Source organism: Arthrobacter sp. 9V (assembly GCF_902506065.1).
Lineage (GTDB): Bacteria > Actinomycetota > Actinomycetes > Actinomycetales > Micrococcaceae > Arthrobacter.
On record NZ_LR732912.1, the window covers coordinates 2,206,736 to 2,231,684 of the forward strand.

Sequence of the window (24,949 nt, forward strand, 5' to 3'; positions counted from 1 at the left end):
CCTGGTGTTGTATCCCGGCACGAAGTCCGAACACATCCGGTTCGAACGTTAAAGAGGATTGGACACCCTGGAGCGACCACAGGGCAAGGCCTCACAGTAACCAAAACCGGACAACCGCCGTCGGGCACCCGACCTCGGTCAACCACCGGCCTAAACGGCGAGCATTCCCCACAACAACCAGACGGACGCGAGGGAGCACCCGATGATTACCACCGTGAATCCTGTCAACCAGACGAACGCAGGGACACCTGTAGTGCGGCCAAGGATGAAGGCGTCCGACGCCGAAAGGCGGTTGCGACGCCTGGTATGCACACCGGCAAGTTTGAACAGGTCCCGGACACCGCCCACGGAGAGTGCCACGCCGAGTGCCAGCACCACATAATTGACAACCGTGGGGTTCCCGAACAGGATCAGGAGTTGGGCAATTGCGGCACTCAACACTGCCACGAGGATTCCCGTGAGATTCCGCAGGAAGATCAGCGAGACGAGCAGGATCAAGGCCCCTATGGACATGGCTGCACCGGCCCGGCCGGTGGCAAAGGCGACAATCAAGCACAGACCGACTACGGCGGGAGCCGGATAGCCCCAGAATCCGGACCACGCTGCTCCGAATGCACTCCGCCCGCTGCTGACAAGACGCCCCGAATGGTCCAGGCCTATCCGGAGCCCGTGGACGAATCGTCCCGTCATCAGCGCGGCATAAGCATGTCCGAGTTCGTGAACGAAGGTGACGTAAAGTCCGAACCATCGCCACGTGACACGCGGGATGCTCAGCACTACGGCGCACGCGAGGATGCCCAGCAGGGCAGGCAAAGGTACCGCTGTGGTGTGGGTGTCGGTGAAGCCGCGGGTTACCGCGGCCCACCAGTCTTGCACCAGGTTCACAGGACTACCAGCCTCACAGGACGCTCGATTGAAGTCGGGAATGCAGCCCGGCAATGAGAATCTCAAGACCGAAATCAAAGGCTGCCTCGGCTCGCTCCTCCGATGGACCGGCGTGGGCCAAAGCGTCGGTGAGTGCGGGGTAGCCGTGGGCGGGTGGTGCCCAGACGAGGTCCGGAGCCGCAAGGTCCAAGGCGAAGCCGAGGGCGAAGCTGTCAATAGTGGAGATTGCCGACATCACGTCCCGGCCGCGGAAACCTGCCGATTCCAAGGCCACAGCCAGGTTCTCGTAGAGGGCCATGACCTGGTTATCCTGCACAGTTTGGAGGACCAACAAGGGCGCTAGTTTTGGATGGCGGGCGAAGGCATCCCGGTAGCTCCGGACGATGGCGCGAAGGGACGCCTCCCAGTCCTGCTCATCCTTCAGGACATACGGGCTCTCGGAAATGATCCGGCCCCGCATGAGCTCCAGGATCTCCTCCCGCCCGCTGACATGGTTGTAGATGGAGGACTGGCTTACGCCGATCCGCTTGGCCAGTTTGGGCAGGCTGAAGTCTCCTGCCTCGTCCACCAGCTCCAGGGCGGCAGTGACGAGTGCATCGATGGATATCAGCGGGACCAGCGGGCGTGCCATTGAGGTGTCTCCATTCAGGTTGTTGTTACGACTCTAGCCAGAACTTTGCTTCGAAGTATTGTGCCCGGGGTCACAAGGACCTACGATAAACGAAAGCCTTTCGCTTAGTGTTCGGCTTTCACCCGAATCCCCCTCCCCAAACACCTGAGGATCCCCATGTCTGACCTCGAAACGCGACCCCCGGCAGCAGACGCCGGCAATGGGCTCAAAAGAAATGCCATAGGCACCGGCGGCATCGCCTTTCTGGTGATCTCCGCTGCTGCCCCCCTGACCGTTATGGCCGGCGTCGCGCCTGTAGCAATTGGCGTCGGGGGCATAGGCGCCCCCATGGGTTACGTCATTGCCGGAGCAGTCCTGCTGGTATTCGCCGTCTCCTTCATGGCCATGACAAAGCATGTCAAAGCTGCCGGCGGCTTCTACACCTACATCACGTTGGCCATGGGCAAAACGGTAGGGCTGGCCGCAGCCATCCTGGCGATCGTTTCATACAACTGCCTCCAAATCGGCGTCTACGGATTGTTCGCCGTCCAGACCCAAGGCATGCTCCGAGCCCTCTTTGGCCTGGATGTGCCGTGGCCCGTGGTGGCCCTGGTAGCCATTGCGGCGGTCTGGTTCCTCGGCTACCGGGGCATCGACGTCGGCGCGAAAGTCCTTGGAGTCCTGCTAGTCGCCGAGACCGCCATCCTGGCCATTATGGGCCTCGGAATTCTTGCACGCGGCGGCGCCGAAGGCATCAGTTTCTCCTCGTTCTCACCCGAGCATGCCTTCACTCCAGGTGTCCTTGCCATCCTGGCCGTCTGCTTCGCCGCCTTCATGGGATTTGAGTCCACCGTGCTGTATCGTCGTGAGGCCCGGAATCCGGACAAGTCGGTTCCCCGGGCAACCTACATCGCCGTGGGTTTCATGTCCGTGTTCTACGCCTTCATTGTGTGGACCGTCATCCAGGCTTTCGGCGATGGAAACGTAGTTACCGCCGCCGGTGAACTGGCCGATGGGATGTTCTTTGCCACCATCAACCAATACGTGGGGCCCTGGGCTGAAGTGGTCATGTACGTGCTGATCGTCACCAGCGTCTATGCCTCCCAGCTGGCCTTCCACAATGCCATCAACCGCTACGTGTACATGCTCGCCAAAGACGGTGTGCTGCCCGCGTTCCTCGGCAGGACCCACCCCAAGTACAAGTCCCCGCACCGTGCCGGACAGATCCAGACCATCCTGGCCGCCGTCGTCATCATCATTTGCCCCATCGCCGGCGCTGACCCGTATAAGCAGCTGCTGATCTGGGTCAACACGCCGGGCATCTTTGGAATTGTGGCGCTGCAGGGACTGGTTTCCGTTGCTGCGTTCATTTACCTGCGGCGTAACCCGGCGGCAGCTACCCACCGCCTGCTCATTCCCTTGAGCCTGGCCTCGGCCGTCCTGCTGTTCGGTGTGGCAGCGTTGATCGCCATCAACATCGAACTCCTCACCTTTGCAGACGCACTGACCAACACCATCCTTCTGATGGTTGCGCCCGTTGTTTTCCTTGCAGGCCTGCTGATTGCCCGCAGACTGCGCACCACCCGCCCTGACGTCTTCGCCCGGATTGGAAGCTTCGAAACCCATGACTCCTGACCTCATTGTCCTTGCCGACACCATTCACACCATGGATGAGCAACATCACGCTCAACCTGACACCCATCAACAACCGGTCCAAGCTGTCGCCGTCAGCGGCGGGGTGATCACCGCCGTCGGGAGCCGCCAGGATGCCGGTCAGTGGCAGCAGGCGGGCACACGAGTACTGGACCTCGGAAGCGCGACGCTCACCCCAGGGCTGGTTGACTGCCATATCCACCCGGTATTCGGCTTGGACCTCACCATCGGCGTCGACCTCACAGGCGCTGCGTCGCTGGCTGAAGTCCTCACGCTCCTCCAAGCAGAAGCAGGGCACGACGGCGGCTGGTTGCGTGGATGGGGATTGAACCCCAACGCTTTTGGAACAGTCCCCCTGCACCGAAGTGCCCTCGACAGCATCAGCGGCGAACAACCCGCTTTCATTCGCTTGTTCGACGGCCATTCAGCACTGGCTAACAGCCGCGCACTGGAACTGGCCGGAATCCACGGCAGAGTCGAATTTGACCAAGCCTCAGAGGTGGTCTGCGACGCAGAGGGTGTTCCCACCGGTCTCCTGCTTGAAGCCGCCGCCATGGAGTTGGTCCAGCGCCATATCCCGCAAGAATCCTTTGCCCGGCGTAAGGAGCGGCTCGGCGATCTCCTGAGGGACTTTGCGCGCTCGGGACTGACCGGTGGCCACATCATGGACCACAGCGCAGAATCCGCCGAACTCTTTCAGGCGTTGGAGGCCGAGGGCGAACTCCCTCTCCGGCTCCGGGCCGCGCCCTGGTGCATGCCGGGCAGTAATGAAGCCAACTGGAAGGAACTGGCCCGCAGCATGGGTACAGGCGGGCGGCGCTGGTCCATTGAAGCCATCAAGCTGTTCGTCGATGGCACGGTGGACAATGGAACGGCCTGGCTCTACGAACCCGACGTGCGCGGCCAGTCAACTGCACCGTTCTGGCCGCGTCCGGAAGAATACTCCGCCGCTGTCCGGTACTTTGCCGCCCGCGGTATTCCCACTGCCACGCACGCAATCGGCGACGCCGGGGTGGACCATGTGTTGGTTGCCCTGGAATCCCTGCGTGACGCGGTGCCTGCCGACGTTCTGCGGCGTACCGTCCACAGGATAGAGCACCTGGAAACTGTCCCGGATGAGCTGGTGGCTCGTTTTCAGGGCACAGGAGTGGTGGCGAGCATGCAGCCCACCCACTGCACCCACTATTCCTTGGCTGATCACAGCGACAACTGGTCCACCCGGCTCGGCCCTCAGCGCGCGGGAAGGGCCTGGCGATGCAGGGATCTTCGCGACGCGGGAGTGACGCTGGGTATCGGCTCGGACTGGCCGATAGCTCCTTTCGAGCCGCTTCCGATCATTGCGGACGCCCAGTTGCGCCGGAGATCGGGAAACCCGGATCAGCAGCCCATTGCACCATCCCAAGCCCTCACCGCGCTTCAGGCCTTGGAAGGCTACACGTCTCACGCTGCCAAAGCTGCAGGGCTGTGGGACGTATCGGGCTCCATCACAGTTGGCAAGCGGGCAGACTTCACTGCCTTCGAACTCGATCCGCTGACTACTGCCCCGGACGACTTCGCCGCGAGCAGGGTCCTGGGAACGTTCGTGGATGGCGAGGTCCAGTTCATGCTGGAGCGGCTCGTTTAGTCTCCGGCAGCGCCACCCCACCGGGACTACATTCGCTTCTTCGTCTTGGCCGTTGCAGGAGTTGTCCACGGGTCTTCGGGCCAGGGATGCCTGGGGTAGCGCCCACGCATCTCTGCCCGAACCTGGGAGTAGGGGCCGGACCAGAAGGACGCGAGATCATCAGTGACGGCCAACGGTCTTCCCGCCGGTGACAGCAAATGAAACAGCACAGGGACCCTGCCGTCCACGAGGCGCGGCGTGCGGTCCCAGCCGAAGCATTCCTGAAGCTTAACCGCTACAACCGGGCGGTCGTCGTCGTGACCCGTTCCGCCGTCATCGGAGACCTCGGGATAGTCGATCCGGATACGCGAACCGCTCGGCACCAGGAGCCGCTCCGGTACAAGGTCCTCAAGCCGGGCGGCGTCGGGCCACGGGAGCAGACGCCTCAAAGGGTCAACCAGATTGATTGAGGTCACGGGCGCGCCGGCCGCCATGGCCTCCAGCTCCGGGCCCAGCCATTCCTGCAGCCTGGACAGCAGGGCCGGCTCCCCAACGTCCGGCCACGGATTCCCGAGCTCACGGTGGACCATGGCCAGGCGCCGGCGGAGCGCATCGGCTGCCGTGGACCAACCGATCACGGACAAGCCGGATCTTTCCAACGCCGTGGACACTGCGTGACGCCCGGTTTCAGCGGTGGGGCGAACGGGCGTCGAAGACAACACAATGGCGCCCAGGCTGCGTTCCAGCCGCGCCATGACGCGGCCTTGGTGGAATTTCGCCTGCACCTCCTCTGTGAGGATGCCCGGCGCGGCGATCGCCGCAAGTTCCCCTGACAACGGCGCGGCCGAACGGATGACAGCGCCAGTTCCCGCAGCATCGCGTCCTTGTGCTCTCGACACCTCGGCCACGGCAAGCCAGTCATACCCGGACAATGAACTGCTTGCAGGGAGCCCGGCGCGCGTCCCGGACGAAAGCAGGTACGTGGTGGATCCATCACCGGGTACGCGCCTGGCGATGCGGTCGGGGAAGGCCAGCGCCACCACAAAGCCGGGCGCTTCCCTCGCCGTGACGTCCGTGGCCGGCCGGGGATTCGCGACGCCGGCAGCCTCCTCACGCGGGCGCGTTTCCTTCCCTGCCAGCGTTTCCATTCGCTTGACGTCCTCGGCGAAACGACGGGCGGCAGGGTCTGACCCCGAACGCAGCAGAGTCAGCAGCTTGGTCAGGTCAGCGCCGGGCGCTCTCTGGTCACCGGCCACGAGGGCCACTGTTTCAGCGGTTACGCGCCTGCCCACCACGGTGGAACCGTCCAACAAGGCGCGGGCAAGCCGTGGGTCGGCAGGGATGCGGGCCAAAGTTTTGCCCGCGCCGGTGACCGATCCATCTTTGTTCACAGCACCGAGTTCCCGGAGAACTTCCATGGCATCCTTCATGGCAGCCGACGGAGGCGCGTCCGGCAGCTTGAGGCCAGAACCGCCCGGCGCTCCCCAGCACGCAAGGACCAAGGCTGCACCGGTGAGGTCAGCGACGGCAATTTCGGGCGTCTGGTGCGCGGGCGCCGCGGCAAAGGCCTGCTGATCGTAGCAGCGGACCACAGTGCCCGGACCTTGTCGTGCTGCACGGCCTGCACGCTGGTCCGCCGACGCCCGGGAGCAGGAGACCGTCACGAGACCGGACATGCCACGGCCGGAGTCCCGCCGTGGTTCCCTTGAAAGACCCGAGTCAATGACCAGGCGGACGCCGGGGACTGTGAGGGACGATTCCGTCAACGACGTGGACACGATGATCCTGGGTTGCCCGCCGGGTCCGCGGCCCGATACCGCCCGGTCCTGGGCGTCCGGACCGATCTGGCCGTGCAACTCAAGTACTTCCACACCGGGTGGCAGCTGCCCCCGAAGACGAGCGGCGACGTCGGCGACTTCCCGGGCGCCAGGAAGGAACACCAGTGCGTCTACCTCGGGGTTTCGGCTCAGGGCAGCTGTGTAGGCGGACGCCGCTGTGACGGCCACATGATCGAGGAAACTTCTCGAGACTCCCCGGGCGTCCAGGCGATGCTCCCGCGCGGGAGCCCACTGGACCTCCAGCGGGTAGAGCGCGGAAGGACAGTCGACCACGGGAGCCGGCCAGTCGTCGTCGAGCCCTGCTCCCCCTGCTCCCAGGAGTGCTGCAAAGCCCTGCGCATCGAGGGTGGCCGACATCGCTACCAGCGTCAGGTCGCCGCGCAGCTCACGGACTTCCGCGAGCATGCCCACCAGGAGATCCGTTTCCAGACCACGTTCGTGGACCTCGTCCAGGACCACAGCATGAACGTCCTCCAGCCCCGGGTCAGCCAGGAGGCGCCGAAGCAGAATTCCCGGAGTGACGAATTCCACCACCGTGTGGCTGCTGACCTTGCTTTCACCTCGAACGGTATAGCCCACCCTGCCACCCAGGGCGCTTCCGTCCAACGAGGCCAAGCGCCGTGCCGCTGAACGCGCGGCCACACGCCGCGGTTGGGTGACGACGACGCGTGGCTGGCCGGGAATCCGTTCGGACACGAGATTGGCCAGCAGCGGAGGGACGAGGGTGGTTTTGCCTGTGCCTGGAGGAGCCTGGACAACTACGGCTCCCCCAAGTTCAGCGCCGCCGGCGCGGGCGGTCAGGGCGGCGGCAAGGTTCGGGAGCGAATCAGCAAAGACCAGGCCCGTACCGATGGTGTCCAGTCTGAAAGTCACCAGACCATTGTCCACGCTGAGCGGTACTGGAAAGGCCACGCCCCGTTACGGGGCATGGCCTTTCCCGTGATGCTTGCTTCGAAGGTGCTGTGTCCCTAGCCGATGGTGGAGGCGTCAATGACAAAGCGGTAGCGGACATCCGAGGCAAGGACGCGCTCGTACGCTTCGTTGATCTTGCTGGCCGGGATGACCTCGATCTCTGCGCCAAGGCCGTGCTCCGCGCAGAAGTTCAGCATTTCCTGGGTTTCGCGGATGCCACCGATTGCAGATCCTGCAAAGCGACGACGACCCGTGATCAGCGAGAACACGTTCACCGGCAGTGGTTCGGCCGGAGCGCCAACGTTCACCAAAGTGCCGTCCAGCGTGAGCAACTGCAGGTAGGCGCTGATGTCGATCGAGGCGCTGACCGTGTTGACGATGAGATCGAAGGTGCCGGCGAGTTCCTCGAACGTGGAGGGGTCACTGGTGGCGTAGTAGTGGTCGGCACCCAACTTGAGGCCGTCTTCCATCTTCTTCAGCGACTGCGAGAGCACGGTCACCTCAGCACCCATGGCGTCTGCAATCTTCACTGCCATGTGGCCGAGTCCGCCCAGGCCAACCACGGCAACCTTCTTACCGGGTCCGGCGCCCCAGTGGTGCAGTGGCGAGTAGGTGGTGATGCCTGCGCACAAAAGGGGCGCGGCGACGTCGAGGTCCAATCCTTCAGGAATGGTCACTACGAAGTCTTCATTCACCACTACGTTGCTTGAATAGCCGCCCTGGGTAATGGTCCCGTCGCGGTCAACGGAGCCGTAGGTGCCCACGTTTCCCTTGAGGCAATACTGTTCCTCGCCCGCCAGGCAGTTCTTGCACTCCTTGCAGGAGTTCACCATGCAGCCGACGCCAACGCGGTCGCCCACCTTGTGCTTGGTGACCTCCGAGCCGACCTCGGTGACGATGCCGGCTATTTCGTGGCCGGGGGCCAATGGATACTGCTGCGGGCCCCAGTCACCCCGGACCGTGTGGATGTCCGAGTGGCAGATTCCCGCGAACTTAATGTCAATGTGGACGTCGTTCGGCCCCACTTCGCGGCGCTCGATGGTGGTCAGGGTCAGGTCACCCGTGGCTGAGGGGGCAGCGTAAGCGTTAGCGGTAGGCATGTTTCTCCTGCGTGGTTCACTTTGTTGGATAACTCCATCTAACCCTGATTTCCTGAGTGGAAGGAGTTACTGCTGTTAGGGGTAATGACAGGGACTCCCTCAGTGGGCCGAACGCCTTACCGTTTAAGCATGGACAACCGGACCGAAACGCGTGACTTCCTCTCCACAAGGAGGGCGAAGATCACACCTGAGGATGCAGGGCTGGCCGCCTACGGCGGTAACCGCCGCGTGCCGGGCCTTCGCCGCGGTGAAGTAGCCATGCTGGCCGGAGTAAGCGTGGAGTACTACACCCGATTGGAGCGGGGAAATCTGGCGGGAGTCTCCGAAAGCGTGTTGGAATCCCTGGCGAACGCCCTTCAACTGGACGACGCCGAGCGCGCTCACCTGTACGACCTCGCACGTGCAGCGAGCGACGGCGGCAGGTCACGACGTCGGCCGGTCCGAAAGCAGGCAATCCGGCCTGGCGTTCAACTCACCTTGGATGCGATCACCGGGTCCCCTGCCTTTATCCGCAACGGCCGTTTGGACCTCTTGGCCACCAATGCACTGGGCCGCGCCTTGTACTCGGACATTTACGACAGCCCCGCGGGACCGCCCAACCACGCCCGATTCCTTTTCCTCGATCCCCGCAGCCATGACTTTTACGCCGACTGGGAACGCGCCGCCAATGACACCGTAGCCATCATGCGCACAGAGGCGGGCCGAGATCCTTATGACCGTGGACTCAGCGATCTGGTGGGCGAACTGTCCACCCGCAGCGAGGAATTCCGGGTGCGTTGGGCCTCACACAATGTCCGGCAGCACTACACCGGCAAGAAACAATTCCGTCATCGGATAGTGGGAGATCTGTTCTTGCTCTACGAAGCCCTGGAGCTTTCCGCCGACGCCGGCATGACCTTGACGGTGTACAACGCCGAGCCCGGCACAGGCACGGATGACGCTCTTAAGCTCCTCGCAAGCTGGGGGGCCACCACTCTTACAAGCCCTGAGGATTCAAGCCTTCGCCTGGACCTTCACAATAAATAGATTCTTCAGCACGTCACCGACGGAGTCTGCCTGGCGCAGACACGCCGAGGTGATGCGAAAGTGCCCGGTTTGCTGCCCCCGCTGTAAGAACCTGGTGCCAACTTTCCGTCACCCGCTGTTATACGAGGCAGCTAAACCGTGGGCGCAAATGGGCACGGGCTAAAAATGTCAGAGCCCCGTGACAGGGTTCTTGTATGGGAATCATCGGGCAGATCGTGGCAGGGCGGCCGGCTTCGCAGCGCGCCTACGCTTTGCTGCGTCAACGCGCCCTGACCTCTTCCAGTGGACCTGCCCGGGTGCCCGCTTGTGAGCATGCGTTTAGGTACACGACGGCGGCAGAGACCCTCGCGGGTACCTCTGGAAACGCTGAGCTGCTTTCCGGGCTGGAGTCATGGAGCGGCTCATCCAGGGGCACTGCTGATGCGGGCGTTGGGTCAGGGGTCGTGCTGACGGGTCATTCCGTGGACCAGTCCGTGGATCCGGGAGATAACCGACGCGCGGATCCCCTCTCGGTGGCTGGCCAGGGCGCTTCCGGAATGATGGCGGCGCCCGGAAAGATGGTGGCGCCCGGGATGATGGCGGCGCCGCTTGCGCAGGCGGATGAAGCTTTGAGGACGCTTCGTGAAACCGTCATCGATGAGGTGCGATTGTTGGGGTTTGTGGAGGCTGCTGATTTTGCGGGAAGGGTTGAGGAGATCTCCCGGAGCGTGGAGTTCTTGCAGATTGTTGCGGCGCAGGCGGTGGAACGGTCCCGGAACGAAGCACAACAAGCCGGTGCAGGGCGGACGTCGCCCACTGGAACAGCGGCTTCCCAGGAGTGGCGGACGGGCTGGACTGACCCGGTGCCGGGAACCGACACGGCGTCAGTTTCCAACATGGACGGCGACAGTTCCACCACGGGCACAGGGACAGGCTCAGCGGAAGGGGGTCCCGGGTCCGCGGCCAACGTTCTGGATGATGGGTACCGGGACGCGGCGCAGTTCCTTCGGGCACGGTTGCGGATCGGGATCAGTGAAGCACGGCGCCGGCTCGCCCTCGCCCCCAACGTCCTCCCCCAGGCAGGGATGACCGGCCAAGAGATCCCGGCCCGCCGCGAAACCCTCGCCCAAACCGTCGGGACCGGGCTGATCTCTTCGAAGTCCGCGACGATCATCAGCACCGCCCTGGACAAAGTCCGGCACCTCACCGATCAGGACACCATCACCCGGATGGAACACTCCCTGACCGCCACCGCAACCGAAACCGACCCGGACTTCCTCACCACCATGACCAAACGCTGGATCGACTCCATCGACCAGAACGGCCCCGAACCTTCCGAAGAACTCCTCCGCCAACACCAAGGCGCGTTCCTGCGCAAACGACGCCGCTACGGGCTGCACCACATCGAAATCTTCGCCACCGACGAACAATACGAAACCCTCACCACCGCCATGAACACCGCCACCAACCCCCGACTCACCACCAACGACACCAACACCGACAACGACACCGGTAGCGGTGCCGGGGCCCGGAGTGGCGCCGGGGCCGGCGGAGCAGCACCCGGTGTTGGCGGGGAAGCCGGCGGTGTTGGAGCCGGCGGAGCAGCACCCGGCACCGGCCCTGACCTGGACCGCCGCTCCCGGGCACAGAAACTCCTCAACGGCCTCGTCGGTGCCTGCAGCGTCGCGATGACCACCGGGAAACTCCCCTCCAACGGCGGCTACCGACCCCAACTCGCCATCACCATCGGCTACCAAGAACTCCTCGAACAACTCACCAACCACCAACAGCACAGCAAAGGCGCAGGTGTGGGTGCAGCTGCAAGTACGGGTGCAGCTGCAGGTGCAGGTTTCGGGACAGGCACAGGTTTAGGGACGGGCACAGCGACGTTCACCGGCCCGATCTACCCGAACACCATCCGCAAAATCGCCTGCGACGCCGACATCATCCCCATCCTGCTCGGCAGCGACTCGCGCGTCCTGGACATCGGCCGCACCACCCGGATCTTCCCACCCCACATCCGCAAAGCCATACCCCACATCGACCCCCACCAAACACCACGCCGCAACCACCACCACACACCCCAACGAACATAAACACGCGCGAGGACCATAAGCACGCGCAGAAACAGGGGGCGGGCGCTGCGCCGGGTGGTGAGGCCGGGTGAGTCCAGCCCGCGTAGTGACGTGCGCTGCCCCGGCATGTTGCCATAGCGCGAGACGCTCCTCCCCCGCGTGGTGACGTAAGTTGCCCTACACGTAACAAGGGTGCTCGGCGCTTCTCCTCCCCCGCTTGGTGACGTAAGTTGCCCTACACGTAACAAGGGTGCTCGGCGCTTCTCCTCCCCCGCGTGGTGACGTAAGTTGCCCTACACGTAACAAGGGTGCTCGGCGCTTCTCCTCCCCCGCTCGGCAACATGCGCTGCCCCGGTGCAAGACCGGACGCCGCCCCACCTTTGCTGCAGGGAGCTGGACATCCCGCACAGGAAACCAACTTGCCTGCCCCTTGGGTGGCGGTGGTCTGCGATAACTGGACGAGGTGAAACTGTTTGCCAGTGAGTCCTTCGGGTGCCCGGAGACGGGCCAGTTCAGTCCCGGTCAGTCAATGGCAAGCGCCAACAGCAAGGATCCCCCGGACGTATCCGGAGGATCCTTTGTACGATGTCGCCTTTTCGGTGGCCTTAGTGGCCGCCTCCTCCGAGGACCCCGGCTTCAACAGCTTTTGTCACAGCGTCAGCTTCGGCTTGAGTGAGCTTGCCGTCCGTGACGGCTTGGTCCAGCCTGGTCTTCAGCGCAGCCGCACGTTCCGCCTGTCCAGCCGCCCGGATTTCTTCCAGCGCGGTGGTGACCTTGGCTTCGTCAACACCCAATGCTTCGGCGAGCGACTTCGCCATGGCTGCATCCTGTGCTGTGCGGTCCGGCTTGGTTCCTTCGGCAGGAGGCGTGGTGGGTTTGTTCGCTTCACGGAAGGCTTTCAAGGCTTCGGTTACCTTGGCTTCGTCCACACCGAGCTTGGTGGCCAGTTCAGCGGCTATCTGTCCACGATCGGCCCCACGTCCGTGCCCACCAGGCTTTCCGCCACGGTCGGACGGCGTGCCCGCATCAGTAGACGAGGTAGCGCTCGGGGAAGCTGTGGAACTCGGCGACGGTGTGGTGGCAGCCGTTGCAATGCTGGTTGCGCCCAGCCCTGCTCCCAGCGCCAAAGCTCCGGCTGCAACTCCCAGCGTGATTCTCTTGGTTTTCGACATATGCCTCTCCTCAATGATCCGTTGGTACGGCTTGTGTCTGAGGGACGGTCAATGGTTCCGTCCTCTTAACACGATGGGAGACCCACCACAGTCCAAGCTGTTTCGAACCTGTCATTCGGCTGTGAAAATTGACCAGCAGCTGTGAGATTGTGTCTTAGCGGACCTGATCCAGCGCGTCCAGAAGCCTTTTGACCGATCCACCCAGATTCCACTCTGTTGCCAACTTCTCCAGTTCAGCGCGGGCATCTCCGGTGACGGGGCGGAGCTCAGCGCCCGCCGCTTCAAGGCTGGGCACCTTCAGGTCACGCACAACATTCACGACGGCGGGAGCCACTTTGAGATAGTCAGCGGCTGCAGACAGCTTGCTCCGCATGGTAGCCGACAGGCCGCCGTCGGGAGCTTCCGCCGCGTCCAGCAGCCCTTCCAATGACCCATAGGTACCGAGTAGTGACGCCGCCGTCTTTTCGCCGATGCCGGCAACGCCGGGGAGCCCGTCGGAGGCATCACCGCGGAGGGTTGCGAAGTCCGCGTATTGCCGGGGCAGCACACGGTACTTTCCCACGACTACGACGTCGGTGAGAACTTCCAGGTTCTTCATGCCCCGTGCGGTGTAAATGACGCGGACCGCACGGTCATCGTCCACAAGCTGGAAGAGGTCGCGGTCACCGGTGACCACATCCGTGGGCATGGCTGCGTGGCTTGCATAGGTGCCAATGACGTCGTCCGCTTCGTGCTCGTCAACGCCCACTACCGCTATCCCGGCGAGCTCCAGGACCCGGCGGATCATGGGAATCTGTGCCTCAAGCGGGTCCGGGACAACCTCTATGTCAGCGCCGTTGGAGACGATTTCCGCGACCCTGTGTTGCTTGTAGCTGGGGATCAGGTCCACGCGCCATTGCGGGCGCCAATCGTTGTCCCAGCATGCCACCAGATGTGTGGCCTCATAGTCAGTAGTGAGGCGGGCAATCATGTCCATCAGCCCACGCACTGCGTTAACTGGCGTTCCGTCGGATCGACGAATGGAATCGGGCACGCCGTAGAAGGCGCGGAAATACAGGGAGGCAGTGTCCAGGAGCATCAGTCGCGGCATACCTGATCCTGACATGTCTGCAGTCCAATCCGGAGGAGGCCGCACAAGGTTCCGGCATAAGACTAGCCAAAGACTTGAACAGCGGTGTGAGCCGCATTACGATTGTCTGAGCGATAATAGAACAGCGTGTTCTATTATCGAACAACTAATCAAATGCAGTAGCCCACAAAGAAGTGAGGAAAGCCCGTGCAGTTTCACCATCACGGTTACGTATCCGGTGACCCCCGAGTTGAGCCGGCCGCCGGTGTAGGGATCGATCGCCCGGCCGAGCTTCCTGACGAGGTTGACGTCCTCATCGTGGGCACCGGCCCTGCCGGCATGCTTACGGCGGCTCAGCTGTCCCAATTCCCGGACGTGACCACACGTATTGTGGAGCGGCGTCCGGGGCGTTTGGCCATCGGCCAGGCGGACGGTATTCAAGCCCGCAGCGTAGAGACGTTCCAGGCCTTCGGATTTGCTGAGCGCATCATCGCGGAGGCCTACCGGATCACGGAGATGGCGTTCTGGAAGCCGGACCCTGCCGACCATTCCCGGATTGTCCGTGCCGCCCGGGCCGTGGATGACCCCGCAGGAATCAGCGAGTTCCCGCACCTGATCGTGAACCAAGCCCGCGTCCTGGACTACTTTGCGGAATTCATGGCCAACTCCCCCACGCGGATGAAACCCGATTACGGTTACGAATTCCATGGTCTCCATGTCAATGGAGAGGGCGACTACCCCGTCACCGTCACGCTCGCCCACACCTCGGGGCCGAACGAAGGCCAGGAACGGGTCATCCGCGCGAAATATGTTGTAGGTGCTGACGGTGCCCGCAGCAAGGTGCGTGAGTCCATCGGATGTCACCTTGCCGGCGATCAGGCCAACCATGCGTGGGGTGTCATGGACGTGCTGGCAGTGACCGATTTCCCTGACATCCGAACCAAATGCGCCATCCAGTCCGGAACCGGTGGCAGCATCCTCTTGATCCCTCGAGAGGGTGGGCACCTGTTCCGCATGTATGTGGACTTGGGAGAAGTCAACCCTGCGGACAAGGGTGCGGTGCGAAAGACCACCATTGAGCAGATCATCCGGAAGGCCAACGACATCCTCCACCCTTACACCCTGGATGTCCGCAACGTCGCCTGGCATAGCGTGTACGAGGTAGGCCACCGCCTCACGGACAGGTTCGACGACGTTCTGCCGGAGGAGCGCGGTACGCGTACCCCGCGGGTGTTCATCACCGGAGATGCCTGCCACACTCACTCCGCAAAGGCCGGCCAAGGCATGAACGTCTCCATGCAGGACGGCTTCAACATCGGCTGGAAGCTAGGTCATGTCCTGGAAGGACGAAGCCCCGAAAGCCTGCTGGACACCTACTCGGCTGAACGCCAGGTAGTGGCGAAAAACCTCATCGACTTCGACAAACAATGGTCCACGCTGATGGCCAAGAAACCTGAAGAATTTGAGGACCCGGCGGAACTGGAGACCTTTTACACCAGCACGGCCGAGTTCCCGGCCGGCTTCATGACCCAGTACTCGCCCTCAATGCTGGTTGCGAAGGCAGAGCATCAGGAATTGGCCGCCGGCTTCCCCGTGGGCAAACGCTTCAAATCGGCCCCGGTCCTACGGGTTTGCGACACCAACCCCATGCACCTGGGACACCACGCCAAAGCTGACGGCCGGTGGCGTATCTACGTGTTCGCCGACGCCGCCCCGGCAGGCACACCTGGGCCAGTTGCGGACTTGGCCGAGTGGATCGCGAACTCGCCGGACTCGCCGCTGGCCGCCACGCCGTCGAACCTTGACCGCGACGCCTGGTTCGACGTCAAGGTGATTTACCAGCAGGACCACACCAACGTTGATATCAACGCCGTACCCGCAGCGTTCAAGCCCACCGTAGGACCCTTCAAGCTCACTTACCTGGAAAAGGTCTTCGGCACCGATCCCAGCAACGACATCTACGATCTGCGCGGGCTGAGCCGTGACGGCGTGATTGTGGTGGTTCGACCAGACCAGTATGTCGCCAACGTGCTGCCCCTGACAGCCACCGCAGAGCTCGGCGAATTCTTCGCCCCGCTGTTGTCGGCGGGCCGGCCTGCCAGCGAAACCCAGCCGGGCTTGGTCAGCAACCAGGCGTAGGGGCAAGGGAGAATGCCGGGGAGTCGAGTATCAACTCCCCGGCAGTTCCATCGCCACACCGTCTGTGCTGTTCTATAGTGTCGGAGCCGTCAGGCAGAATGTGAGTCATGGGGCGTTGGAGCGAAGAGACAGTCATTAACGCAGCCCCGGACTCATCCTCACTGGCAGCAGCGCGGAAGCTTGCGCATCCCGGCCCGTGGTCGGACTCCGGCAGCAATGATGTCCTTGTATGGGGCAAATGCCAAGGCAGCGGAAAAACACCGTACCAAGTAAGTGTGGACATCGTTGCGCCCGCCTACCGATGCTCCTGCCCCAGCCGAAAGTTCCCCTGCAAGCATGCCCTTGCACTGCTTCTCTTGTGGTCCAGGGGTGAAGCAGCCCAAGCAGGAGCCAACACCGCTGATTTCGCGCAGGCGTGGGCCGATCAACGAGCCGATCGCGCCACAGCCAAAGAACGCCGGCAAACCGAGCAGCCCGCCGATCCTGAAGCACAGGCTAAACGTCTGGCCGCCAGGCTGGCCCTCATGGACGCAGGGGTGAGTGACTTTTCGCGGTGGCTAACGGACCTGGTCCGGACAGGACTCGCTGCTGCGCGCAACCAGCCATATTCCTGGTGGGATGGGGTTGCAGCCCGCTTGGTTGACTCCCAGCTTCCCGGCTTGGCCGAACAAATACGGGAGATGGCTTCCCAGGTCCACGGCAGGACGGACTGGGCTGAGCATCTTCTCCTTCACGCGGGTCGCTGGTGGGCCCTCACCAAGGCATGGTCAGCCAGGGACACCCTGTCCCCTGAAGAATTCGCTGACCTCAAGGCTGCCCTTGGGTGGGCCACGGCGTCTGCCGATGTACAGGACACGGAGTCTTTGGCTGGCCCATGGCTGGTTCTGGGAGCTCACCGGAGCGAGGACGGACGACTACAGCAACAACGGACCTGGCTTCAGGGGCCGGACGGAACCGTGGTGGTGGTCCTAGATTTCGCAGTACAGGGCCAGGGTTTGGCTGCTCCGCAACTCGCCGGGGCCCTGCTTGATGTCACACTTGCCCGCTACCCCGGCTCAGCACCGCAGCGTGCCATGTTCACTGGACCTCTCACTCCTCAAGGTGCGGCCACTGGTCTCGGCCCCGGGAACAGCATTCGGCAAGCGCTCGAGGATGAGTCCGGCGCGGTCGCCCGCTCGCCATGGCGGCCCAGGATTCCTGTGTTGTTGGGTGGTGTCATAGTCAACCCCGAGGGAAGTGGCTGGTTGCAGGACGGAAACGGCGACTCTCTTCCTTTGGTGGACGCTCCCCTGGACTCCTTGCTGGCACTGACTGGTGGCCATCCGAGCCATATTTTCGGCGAATTGGAAGATGGCCGCCTGCGTCCGCTGACCGTCGTCGTGGATTCAATGGTGGTGACCCCATGACCTGGTTGGATGAACTCCGAACGGCAGCACTGGTGGGTACGGGGCGGCACGACGCTCCCCCTCCACCCGCCGAGCTGGGATTTCGCGCGCCAGAGGACCTTGGCCGCGAGGAATCCATGTTGGACCAAGCCGCCCTGGCTGACGTGATGACCCGGGCGACGCGGACAGCATCCGCGGCGCCGGACACCGGACTTTTTTCACCGGCGCCTGTCGACACAGAACCACAGGCCGACGGCGAGGCCGCCCGCCTTCTTGAGCTTTTGCTGACCCAGCCACCCGTGGGTCTTGAGCTACGGACCAGCTGATAGTGGACTGGTTGAGGTTCGCAGAAGAATCACGACGACGGGTCCCTCACCGGCTGCTACCGGCCTTGCTGACGCTGGCCGAGACCAAATCCGCGGTTTTCAGGCATCTGGAGCCTGCCATCGGTACCCGCGGCCGGTGGATGCAAGAGATCAAGAACCCGTCTTCACCAGATCCTGCAGCTCCTACGGCCAACCTCTCAAGCTCTGAGCCTGCGGCGGATTACGGTCCGCTAGGGGGACGTAAACCTTCAGATGCGCGTGTCCAACTCACGGAGAACTGGACGTCGCTCAGCGCCAGGGAACGGGCCGGCACTTTGGCGCTGTTCGTCGGCAACCTCCATAACGATGACGAAGCATTGCTGGAGCGGGCCTTGGACGACAAAGCCAAAGGCGTACGGGACGTTGCCCTTAGGCTCCTGGACCAGCTTCCCGGGAGTGCGCGCGCGGGCCGCATGGCCGCCCGGCTAAGACCCTTGCTTCACGCCACAGGGCTTCTGAGCAAACGGCTGGAGATCGACCTCCCTCCGGATCCTGATAAGGAGGCGCTTCGGGACGGAATTCCGGGTAACCCGCGCAACAGGGAACCGGATCGGATGTCACGGTTGGAAGCCATCATCAAAGGCGCCCCGCTGGACGTCTGGACGTCTGTGACAGGCCGTAACCGCTCGGCCACCGTTGCGTTGCTGCGAGAGGAACCGCGGATCCTGGATGCAATGATTGCTGCAACGGCAGCCCGTCAGGACGCTGAATGGGCCCGCGCACTTCTTACGGCGGCGACGGACAGGAGGCTGCTGGATTGCCTCCCTCCGGAGGAGCGGGCACATTGGCTGGAGAGGCACGTCAGGCTAGGCAGCGACGAACCACTGACACTGGCTCCGCTCCTGGTAGACCTGCCGCAGCCGTGGTCCGCGCCCTTGGCCGACGCGGTACTGACAGTGATTTCCGGCAAGGACGGGGGGCGGCTGGCCGCCCTGCTGGCAGAAGACCTGCCCACCGCCTTGCCACCGGAGGCCACCGAGCGTTGCCGGCAGCTTTTAGCGCAAACGGACAAGGACGCCGCCCGGCGCCGTGTGCTGCGCGATGCCGTCCAATACCAATCATTCAAACAATCCCTGACGGAGGCTTTCCGATGACCGATGCCCAGAACGCCCCAAACGTTCTTCGCGCCCACGCCGAGAACGCGTACGCCGATGAACTTGGCGCTTTGGACGCTGTTGACGACCGCCCCCGCCCACCCAGCTGGCGTCTTTCTCCCTGGGCTGTGATCACGTACATCCTCGGTGGAACCTTGGCCAACGGTGTTCAGATCAGCCCGAAATATCTTGGCTCCGAACGCCTGGTGGAAATCGCAGTGGCGTCATTGGCCACAGACCGCGCTCTCCTGCTGCTGGGTGTTCCCGGAACCGCAAAGACCTGGCTTGGTGAGCACCTGGCCGCTGCCATCTCCGGTTCTTCCACGCTGGTGGTGCAGGGCACCGCGGGCACCCCGGAAGAGGCTTTGCGGTACGGCTGGAACTATGCCCGGTTGCTGGCTGAAGGCCCCTCCCGCGCCGCCATGGTTGCCGGTCCGGTGATGCGCGCCATGGAGACAGGAAGCTTGGTGCGGGTGGAGGAACTGACCCGCATTCCCTCCGATGTGCAGGACTCCCTCATCACCATCCTGAGTGAAAAAACCCTGCCAATTCCCGAGCTTAACGAGGAAGTCCAGGCACGGAAGGGCTTCAACGTGATCGCCACCGCAAACAACCGCGATAAAGGCGTCAACGACCTCTCGTCCGCCCTCCGGCGCCGATTCAACACAGTAGTCCTGCCGCTCCCGGACAGCATCGACCAAGAGGTGGAGATTGTGACCACCCGTGTTCGCAGCCCGGGTGAGTCCTTGGAACTGCCGGCCGATCTGGCAGCCCTTTCCGAGATCCGCAGGGTGGTCACCGTGATGCGGGAACTGCGGTCAGGTGTAACTCAGGACCAGCGCACCACCATCAAGTCGCCATCGGCCACGTTGTCCACGGCAGAGGCCATTTCCGTGATGACCAACGGGCTGTCCCTGGCAGCACACTTTGGCGATGGCACGGTCCGTGCAGAGGATGTCGCGGCCAGCTTGGTGGGCGCAGTGATTAAGGACCCTGTGCAGGACCGCGTGATCTGGCAGGAATACCTGGAGACCGTGGTGCGTAACCGTCCGGAATGGAAGGACCTTTACCGGGCCTGCCGCGATCTTGAATCTTCCAACTGAAACATGACCGACGTCCACATTCTGGGGATCCGGCACCACGGTCCGGGTTCGGCACATTCGGTTGCGGAAGCCCTTGCAGGGCTTCGACCTGATCTGGTGCTGGTTGAAGGGCCGCCGGAGCTTGACCAGGTCATCTCACTGGTCACCGATCCGGATATGGTTCCACCGGTGGCCGGCTTGATCTACGCGGTGGACGAGCCCCGCTTGGCTTCTTTCTACCCCATGGCCTCCTTCTCACCGGAGTGGGTGGCAATCCGGTGGGCACTGTCCACGGGCAAGTCCGTCCGCGCCATCGATCTGCCCGCAGCAAATACCTTCGCGCTCAGGGCCGAAGAGGAACGGGCATTTGCGGCCTTGCCGGAAGCGGAGGAGGAAAAGACTACCGAAACCACGTCCGACGACGGCGGGCAGCCTGCCGCCGTCGTTGAGGACCCTCCAGCGGTTTCACAACAGGCGTACCGGCCCGATGCGATTGGCATGTTGGCAGAAGCTGCAGGCTACAGCGACGCGGAGCGCTGGTGGGAGGACGCCGTGGAGCACCGGAGCACGGACCCCGTTGAACGGTTCGAAGCCCTCATCGAGGCCATCACTGAGATCCGGGCCATGGATCAACGTCCCGCGGACCATCCTGACGTCATGGAAAATAGCCGCCGCGAAGCTGCCATGCGGCGCCTCCTGCGGGCGGCCATGCGTGAAGGGCACGAACGCATCGCAGTGGTGTGCGGCGCCTATCATGCTCCGGCGTTGGTGCCCGCCCGCTTTCCTGCCGTTTCAGCCGACAACAAAGTCCTCGCCGGCTTGCCAAAAACCAAAGTTGCCGTCACCTGGGTTCCGTGGACATCGAACCGGTTGAGCCTGGGCAGTGGATACGGAGCAGGAGTCACGGCGCCGGGCTGGTATCAACATCTGTTCGCACACTGGATTGCCAACGACCCCACGAAGGACGTTGCCACCACGTGGTTGGTCCGGGTAGCCCATGCGCTCCGCAAAGAGAATTTGGACGCGTCCACAGCGTCCGTTGTGGAGGCAAGCAGGATGGCTACTGCTTTGGCTGCCGTTCGCGGGCGCCCCAGCCCTGGTTTACCGGAACTGGATGATGCCGCGCAGAGCGTTCTATGCGACGGTTCTCCCCTGCCCCTGACCTTGGTTCACCGTGAACTGACTGTTGGACGCGAGCTCGGAAACGTTCCGGACTCCGTGCCCACGCTCCCATTGGCAGCGGACCTCACCGCTACCCAGCGCAAGCTCCGCATGAAGCCCAGCGCCATGGAAGAGGTCATGGTCCTGGACCTGCGCAAGCCCAACCAGTTGGCCCGTTCGGTACTCCTCCACCGCCTGGCGCTGCTGGGCGTGGACTGGGGTCAGCCAACGGACACCGGCAGGACCACCGGCACGTTCAAAGAAGCGTGGACCCTCCTGTGGAAGCCCGAGCTGGCTGTTTCACTGGTGGAAGCAAGCCGCTATGGCACCACTGTTCCCTCCGCCGCTGCCACGATTGTCTCTGAGCGGGCGCAGGCAGCCGAAGGCCTGCCGGTCCTGAGCAGGCTTCTGGAAAGCTGTCTCCTGGCCGAACTGCCCGACGGTATTGCAGGCGTCGTGTCTGCCCTGGCGGAACGTACCGCCCTTCAACAGGACGTTCCGCCCCTCCTGGAAACCATCGCCCCCTTGGCCCGCACTTGCAGGTACGGAAACGTCCGCGGAGTGGACGTGACCGATGTCCGCAGAATCCTGCGAGCCACAATGGTTCGCGCGTGCGTCGGACTGCCCACCGCCTGCGCCGGCCTCGATGACGATGCTGCAGGGGTGATGCGCAGGGCAATCGACTCCGCGCAGGACGGTCTAAGCATCATGCCGGAGCTGCCATTGGATGATTGGCATGCTGCCCTCTCAGCGGTGGCCCACTCGGACACGATTCATGGCTCCGTGGCCGGCCGCGCCACCAGGCTGCTGCTGGATGCGGGCCTGGTGGAAGGACCAGACGTAGCAACACGGCTCAGCCGTCGTTTGTCCACAGCTACACCGGCCCCGGAAGCCGCTGCATGGTTGGACGGCCTGCTGTCCGGCGACGCTACGTTGCTCATCCATGATCGGCGCCTCCTGCAGATTGTTGATGATTGGGTGGAAGGCGTGCACGATGACGTCTTTGAGGACGTCCTGCCCTTGGTCCGAAGGACGTTCTCGGCTTTTAGCAGGCCTGAACGGCGGGAAATCGGAGAACAATTAAGCCGGGTGGGCTCTGCCGGCGTCGCCGTTGAATCCTCCCCCATGGACCTGTCGCGTGCGGGTCCCGCGCTACAAACCATGGCAAGAATTCTGGGATGGAAGGCAAGCGCATGAACCAAGATTCAGCCACGACACGCACGGCTGACGCGATGGATAATTCCGCTGCGGCCGGCCGGGACCGCTTGAGCCGTTGGCGTTTGGTCCTGGGCGGTCACGAGGCTGACGGCATCTCCACAGAGCATGGTGAGCCGGTTCAGCTCTCCGAAGATGACGTTCGCCGCGATCAGGCATTGGAGGAACTTTACGGTGACGGATCCACCCGACGGGGAGGACTGGGCTCGTCCGGACCACGGGTTGCCAGATGGCTTGGCGACATCCGCGGGTACTTTCCTTCCTCGGTGGTCCAGGTCATGCAGGCCGATGCCATGGACCGGCTTGGGCTAAGACAACTGCTTCTGGAACCGGAAATGCTCCGGACCGTTCAGCCGGATATCGGCCTGGTGAGTACCTTGGTGGGGCTCGGCCGGGTGATCCCGGAGGCGTCGCGGGAGACCGCCAGATCGGTCATTCGGCAGGTCACCAAGGAGCTTGAAGAAAGGCTACGGGCCAAGACCATTCAGGCAGTCTCCGGGGCGCTCAACCGTTCCGCCAGGACCCGCCGGCCCCGGCACAGGGACATCGACTGGAACCGGACCATTGCCGCCAACCTTAAGCATTACCAGCCTGAGTACCGGACGGTTGTGCCCGAGCGGCTTCTTGGACATGCACGGCGGAGCACGGAGATTCAGCGCGAGATCATCCTCTGCATTGACCAGTCCGGGTCCATGGCTGAATCCGTGGTCTACTCCAGTGTCTTTGGTGCTGTCCTCAGTTCGCTTAAGTCAGTGAGCACCAGACTGGTGGTCTTCGACACCGAAGTGGTGGATCTGACCGACGATCTTGACGACCCTGTGGACGTGCTGTTCGGCGTGCAACTGGGCGGCGGCACGGACATCAATCGTGCCCTCGCCTATTGCCAGGACCAGATCACCAAGCCCGTCGAGACCATCCTCGTGCTGATCAGCGACCTCTACGAAGGTGGCATAGCTGAAGAAATGCTGCGTCGTGCCGCGTCCATTGTGGGCGGAGGAACCACCATGATTGCTTTGCTGGCGCTCAGCGACAGCGGCCATCCGTCCTTTGACTCCAGCCACGCGGCAGCGCTGGCCGGGATCGGTGTACCCGCCTTTGCGTGCACGCCGGACCTTTTCCCGGACATGATGGCCGCTGCCATTGAACGCAGGGACGTCAGCGAATGGGCGGCCTCCCAAGACATCCCTACGAGTCACGAAAAGTAGCCTGTAACTGCCAAAGGCTCTGGCGAAGCACACGGGACGGGACGAGAATTAGCTGGTGGTCCATCCTCGCACCGGCGAGGGCGGCGACACCCTGAACGACGCCGCCCGAAAGATCCAACGCGTGTACTTGACATTGACGCTGGGCAATACGGTTGCGGCCTCCTTCATCTGGGGCATCAACACCCTCTTCCTGCTGGATGCCGGGTTGAGCAATCTTGAGGCGTTTGCCGCCAACGCCTTCTTCACGGCGGGCATGGTTCTGTTCGAAGTCCCCACGGGCGTGATTGCTGATGGCTGGGGGCGGCGTGCCTCGTTCCTGCTGGGAACGGTGACCTTGGCCGTATCAACCTACCTGTATTTTGTGATGTGGCAGATCTCCGCACCGTTCTGGATGTGGGCCGTGGTCTCGGTCCTCCTGGGCTTGGGCTTTACGTTCTTTTCGGGTGCCGTTGAAGCATGGCTCGTTGATGCACTGCGCTTCTCGGGCTATGAAGGCGGGCTGGAATCCGTGCTGGGTCGCGGGCAGATGGTTCAGGGCGTAGCCATGTTGGTGGGCTCGGTGGCCGGTGGGGTGATAGCCCAGGCTACGAACCTTGGCGTACCCTTCCTCTTGCGCGTGCTGGTGCTGCTGGCCATGTTTGCTGTCGCTTTTGGGCTCATGCACGACGTCGGCTTCTCACCTGAGCGTTCAACGCACCCTCTTCGGGCCACCAAAGGGGTGCTGGACGCCTCGATCGAAAACGGTCTGAAAAACCCGCCCGTCCGTTACGTCATGTTGGCGGCACCCTTCACTGCCGGCGTCGGCATCTATGTCTTCTACGCCTTGCAGCCGTACCTTCTGGACTTGTTCGGTGACCCCAAGGCTTATTCAATCGCGGGTCTGGCAGCAGCGATCGTGGCAGGCTCCCAGGTCCTGGGCGGTTGGCTTGCCCCTCATGCCCGGAGGCTGTTCCACAGGCGGACCACGGTACTGATCGTTGGCTCTTTGGCTGGCTGCGTCATCCTGCTGGTTCTGGGATTCACTCGTGTCTTTTGGGTGGCGCTGGTCCTGCTCGCGCTGTGGGCCGTTGTGGGCTCCGCTGCCACTCCCGTTCGGCAGGCGTATGTGAACGACATGATTCCCTCCAAACAGCGGGCTACCGTTTTGAGCTTTGATTCGTTGATGGGTTCCAGCGGGGGCGTAGTCATCCAACCGGTCCTGGGCCGCGGAGCAGACCTTTTCGGCTACCCGGCGTCGCTGGCAGTGGCGGGCGTCATCGAGCTCATAGCTTTGCCGTTCCTGCTGGCCAGCAGGAAGCAGGGTGCGTTGGCCGATCGCGCCAGTAAGGCCGAAGCGGCTCCGGGCACGGAAACTTTGACGTAAGCTCCCAATGCGGCTCGA

General features: G+C 63.1%; 18 protein-coding genes. 12 read left to right on the forward strand and 6 right to left on the reverse strand.

Annotated elements, in window-relative coordinates; all coding sequences use genetic code 11:
• Nucleotides 1-150 precede the first annotated feature (150 nt).
• Nucleotides 151-885 carry a M50 family metallopeptidase gene (locus BACI9J_RS10380; protein WP_159734297.1) on the reverse strand — a complete coding sequence of 245 codons (735 nt, stop codon included), beginning with the start codon at nt 883-885 and terminating at the stop codon, nt 151-153.
• A gap of 13 nt (nt 886-898) precedes the next feature.
• Nucleotides 899-1,516: a TetR/AcrR family transcriptional regulator C-terminal domain-containing protein gene (locus tag BACI9J_RS10385; protein WP_159734298.1), complete on the reverse strand. Its 618-nt coding sequence runs from the start codon at nt 1,514-1,516 to the stop codon at nt 899-901.
• 156 nt (nt 1,517-1,672) lie between these two features.
• On the opposite strand from BACI9J_RS10385, the gene BACI9J_RS10390 reads away from it, so the two are divergent.
• Both BACI9J_RS10390 and BACI9J_RS10395 read left to right on the forward strand, forming a co-directional pair.
• Nucleotides 1,673-3,130 (forward strand): APC family permease, encoded by a 1,458-nt coding sequence (locus tag BACI9J_RS10390; RefSeq protein WP_159734299.1) that lies wholly within the window; start codon nt 1,673-1,675, stop codon nt 3,128-3,130.
• Entirely contained in the window at nt 3,120-4,772 is a 1,653-nt protein-coding gene (locus BACI9J_RS10395; RefSeq protein ID WP_159734300.1) for an amidohydrolase, read from the forward strand. The genes BACI9J_RS10390 and BACI9J_RS10395 overlap by 11 nt, the downstream gene beginning before the upstream one ends.
• A gap of 26 nt (nt 4,773-4,798) precedes the next feature.
• Here the strand turns inward: BACI9J_RS10395 and hrpB are convergent, their stop codons facing one another.
• Together hrpB and BACI9J_RS10405 are read right to left on the reverse strand one after the other, a co-directional pair.
• Entirely contained in the window at nt 4,799-7,462 is a 2,664-nt protein-coding gene (hrpB, locus tag BACI9J_RS10400; protein WP_159734301.1) for an ATP-dependent helicase HrpB, read from the reverse strand.
• Nucleotides 7,463-7,557: 95 nt separating this feature from the next.
• Complete coding sequence (locus BACI9J_RS10405) at nt 7,558-8,601, reverse strand: NAD(P)-dependent alcohol dehydrogenase (RefSeq protein WP_159734302.1); 1,044 nt, start codon at nt 8,599-8,601, stop codon at nt 7,558-7,560.
• 129 nt (nt 8,602-8,730) lie between these two features.
• On the opposite strand from BACI9J_RS10405, the gene BACI9J_RS10410 reads away from it, so the two are divergent.
• The gene (locus tag BACI9J_RS10410; RefSeq protein WP_159734303.1) at nt 8,731-9,627 is read left to right on the forward strand and encodes a helix-turn-helix transcriptional regulator; all 897 of its coding nucleotides are present in this window, start codon (nt 8,731-8,733) and stop codon (nt 9,625-9,627) included.
• 194 nt (nt 9,628-9,821) lie between these two features.
• Nucleotides 9,822-11,702: a DUF222 domain-containing protein gene (locus tag BACI9J_RS10415; RefSeq protein ID WP_159734304.1), complete on the forward strand. Its 1,881-nt coding sequence runs from the start codon at nt 9,822-9,824 to the stop codon at nt 11,700-11,702.
• 584 nt (nt 11,703-12,286) lie between these two features.
• Here the strand turns inward: BACI9J_RS10415 and BACI9J_RS10420 are convergent.
• A complete protein-coding gene (locus BACI9J_RS10420) occupies nt 12,287-12,853 on the reverse strand; it encodes a Clp protease N-terminal domain-containing protein (RefSeq protein WP_159734305.1) in 567 nt (188 codons plus the stop codon).
• 154 nt (nt 12,854-13,007) lie between these two features.
• Nucleotides 13,008-13,958 (reverse strand): 5'-3' exonuclease, encoded by a 951-nt coding sequence (locus BACI9J_RS10425; RefSeq protein WP_159734306.1) that lies wholly within the window; start codon nt 13,956-13,958, stop codon nt 13,008-13,010.
• 171 nt (nt 13,959-14,129) lie between these two features.
• On the opposite strand from BACI9J_RS10425, the gene BACI9J_RS10430 reads away from it, so the two are divergent.
• The 8 genes from BACI9J_RS10430 (at nt 14,130) to BACI9J_RS10460 (ending at nt 24,931) form a co-directional block, all read left to right on the forward strand.
• Nucleotides 14,130-16,061 carry an FAD-binding monooxygenase gene (locus BACI9J_RS10430; protein WP_159734307.1) on the forward strand — a complete coding sequence of 644 codons (1,932 nt, stop codon included), beginning with the start codon at nt 14,130-14,132 and terminating at the stop codon, nt 16,059-16,061.
• A 107-nt stretch (nt 16,062-16,168) separates the two neighbouring features.
• Nucleotides 16,169-17,467 (forward strand): SWIM zinc finger family protein, encoded by a 1,299-nt coding sequence (locus BACI9J_RS10435; RefSeq protein WP_159734308.1) that lies wholly within the window; start codon nt 16,169-16,171, stop codon nt 17,465-17,467.
• Entirely contained in the window at nt 17,464-17,772 is a 309-nt protein-coding gene (locus BACI9J_RS24335; protein ID WP_236558649.1) for a DUF5691 domain-containing protein, read from the forward strand. The genes BACI9J_RS10435 and BACI9J_RS24335 overlap by 4 nt, the downstream gene beginning before the upstream one ends.
• Before the next feature lie 11 nt (nt 17,773-17,783).
• On the forward strand, nt 17,784-18,905 hold the full coding sequence (locus BACI9J_RS10440; RefSeq protein WP_236558650.1) for a DUF5691 domain-containing protein: 1,122 nt from the start codon (nt 17,784-17,786) through the stop codon (nt 18,903-18,905).
• Complete coding sequence (locus BACI9J_RS10445) at nt 18,902-20,008, forward strand: ATP-binding protein (RefSeq protein WP_159734309.1); 1,107 nt, start codon at nt 18,902-18,904, stop codon at nt 20,006-20,008. The genes BACI9J_RS10440 and BACI9J_RS10445 overlap by 4 nt, the downstream gene beginning before the upstream one ends.
• 3 nt (nt 20,009-20,011) lie before the next feature.
• Entirely contained in the window at nt 20,012-22,345 is a 2,334-nt protein-coding gene (locus BACI9J_RS10450; RefSeq protein WP_159734310.1) for a DUF5682 family protein, read from the forward strand.
• Nucleotides 22,342-23,568, forward strand: a complete 1,227-nt coding sequence (locus BACI9J_RS10455) for a VWA domain-containing protein (protein WP_236558651.1) — start codon at nt 22,342-22,344, stop codon at nt 23,566-23,568. Before BACI9J_RS10450 ends, BACI9J_RS10455 begins: the two co-directional genes overlap by 4 nt.
• 55 nt (nt 23,569-23,623) lie before the next feature.
• Entirely contained in the window at nt 23,624-24,931 is a 1,308-nt protein-coding gene (locus BACI9J_RS10460; protein ID WP_159734311.1) for an MFS transporter, read from the forward strand.
• Nucleotides 24,932-24,949 lie beyond the last annotated feature (18 nt).

Excerpts from the sequence above, each read along its gene's own strand:
- BACI9J_RS10385 (WP_159734298.1), bottom strand. The coding sequence starts at position 1,516 with ATGGCACGCCCGCTGGTCCCGCTGATATCCATCGATGCACTCGTCACT.
- BACI9J_RS10390 (WP_159734299.1), top strand. The coding sequence starts at position 1,673 with ATGTCTGACCTCGAAACGCGACCCCCGGCAGCAGACGCCGGCAATGGG.
- BACI9J_RS10395 (WP_159734300.1), top strand. The coding sequence starts at position 3,120 with ATGACTCCTGACCTCATTGTCCTTGCCGACACCATTCACACCATGGAT.
- BACI9J_RS10405 (WP_159734302.1), bottom strand. The coding sequence starts at position 8,601 with ATGCCTACCGCTAACGCTTACGCTGCCCCCTCAGCCACGGGTGACCTG.
- BACI9J_RS10410 (WP_159734303.1), top strand. The coding sequence starts at position 8,731 with ATGGACAACCGGACCGAAACGCGTGACTTCCTCTCCACAAGGAGGGCG.
- BACI9J_RS10415 (WP_159734304.1), top strand. The coding sequence starts at position 9,822 with ATGGGAATCATCGGGCAGATCGTGGCAGGGCGGCCGGCTTCGCAGCGC.
- BACI9J_RS10420 (WP_159734305.1), bottom strand. The coding sequence starts at position 12,853 with ATGTCGAAAACCAAGAGAATCACGCTGGGAGTTGCAGCCGGAGCTTTG.
- BACI9J_RS10425 (WP_159734306.1), bottom strand. The coding sequence starts at position 13,958 with ATGTCAGGATCAGGTATGCCGCGACTGATGCTCCTGGACACTGCCTCC.
- BACI9J_RS10435 (WP_159734308.1), top strand. The coding sequence starts at position 16,169 with ATGGGGCGTTGGAGCGAAGAGACAGTCATTAACGCAGCCCCGGACTCA.
- BACI9J_RS24335 (WP_236558649.1), top strand. The coding sequence starts at position 17,464 with ATGACCTGGTTGGATGAACTCCGAACGGCAGCACTGGTGGGTACGGGG.
- BACI9J_RS10445 (WP_159734309.1), top strand. The coding sequence starts at position 18,902 with ATGACCGATGCCCAGAACGCCCCAAACGTTCTTCGCGCCCACGCCGAG.
- BACI9J_RS10450 (WP_159734310.1), top strand. The coding sequence starts at position 20,012 with ATGACCGACGTCCACATTCTGGGGATCCGGCACCACGGTCCGGGTTCG.
- BACI9J_RS10455 (WP_236558651.1), top strand. The coding sequence starts at position 22,342 with ATGAACCAAGATTCAGCCACGACACGCACGGCTGACGCGATGGATAAT.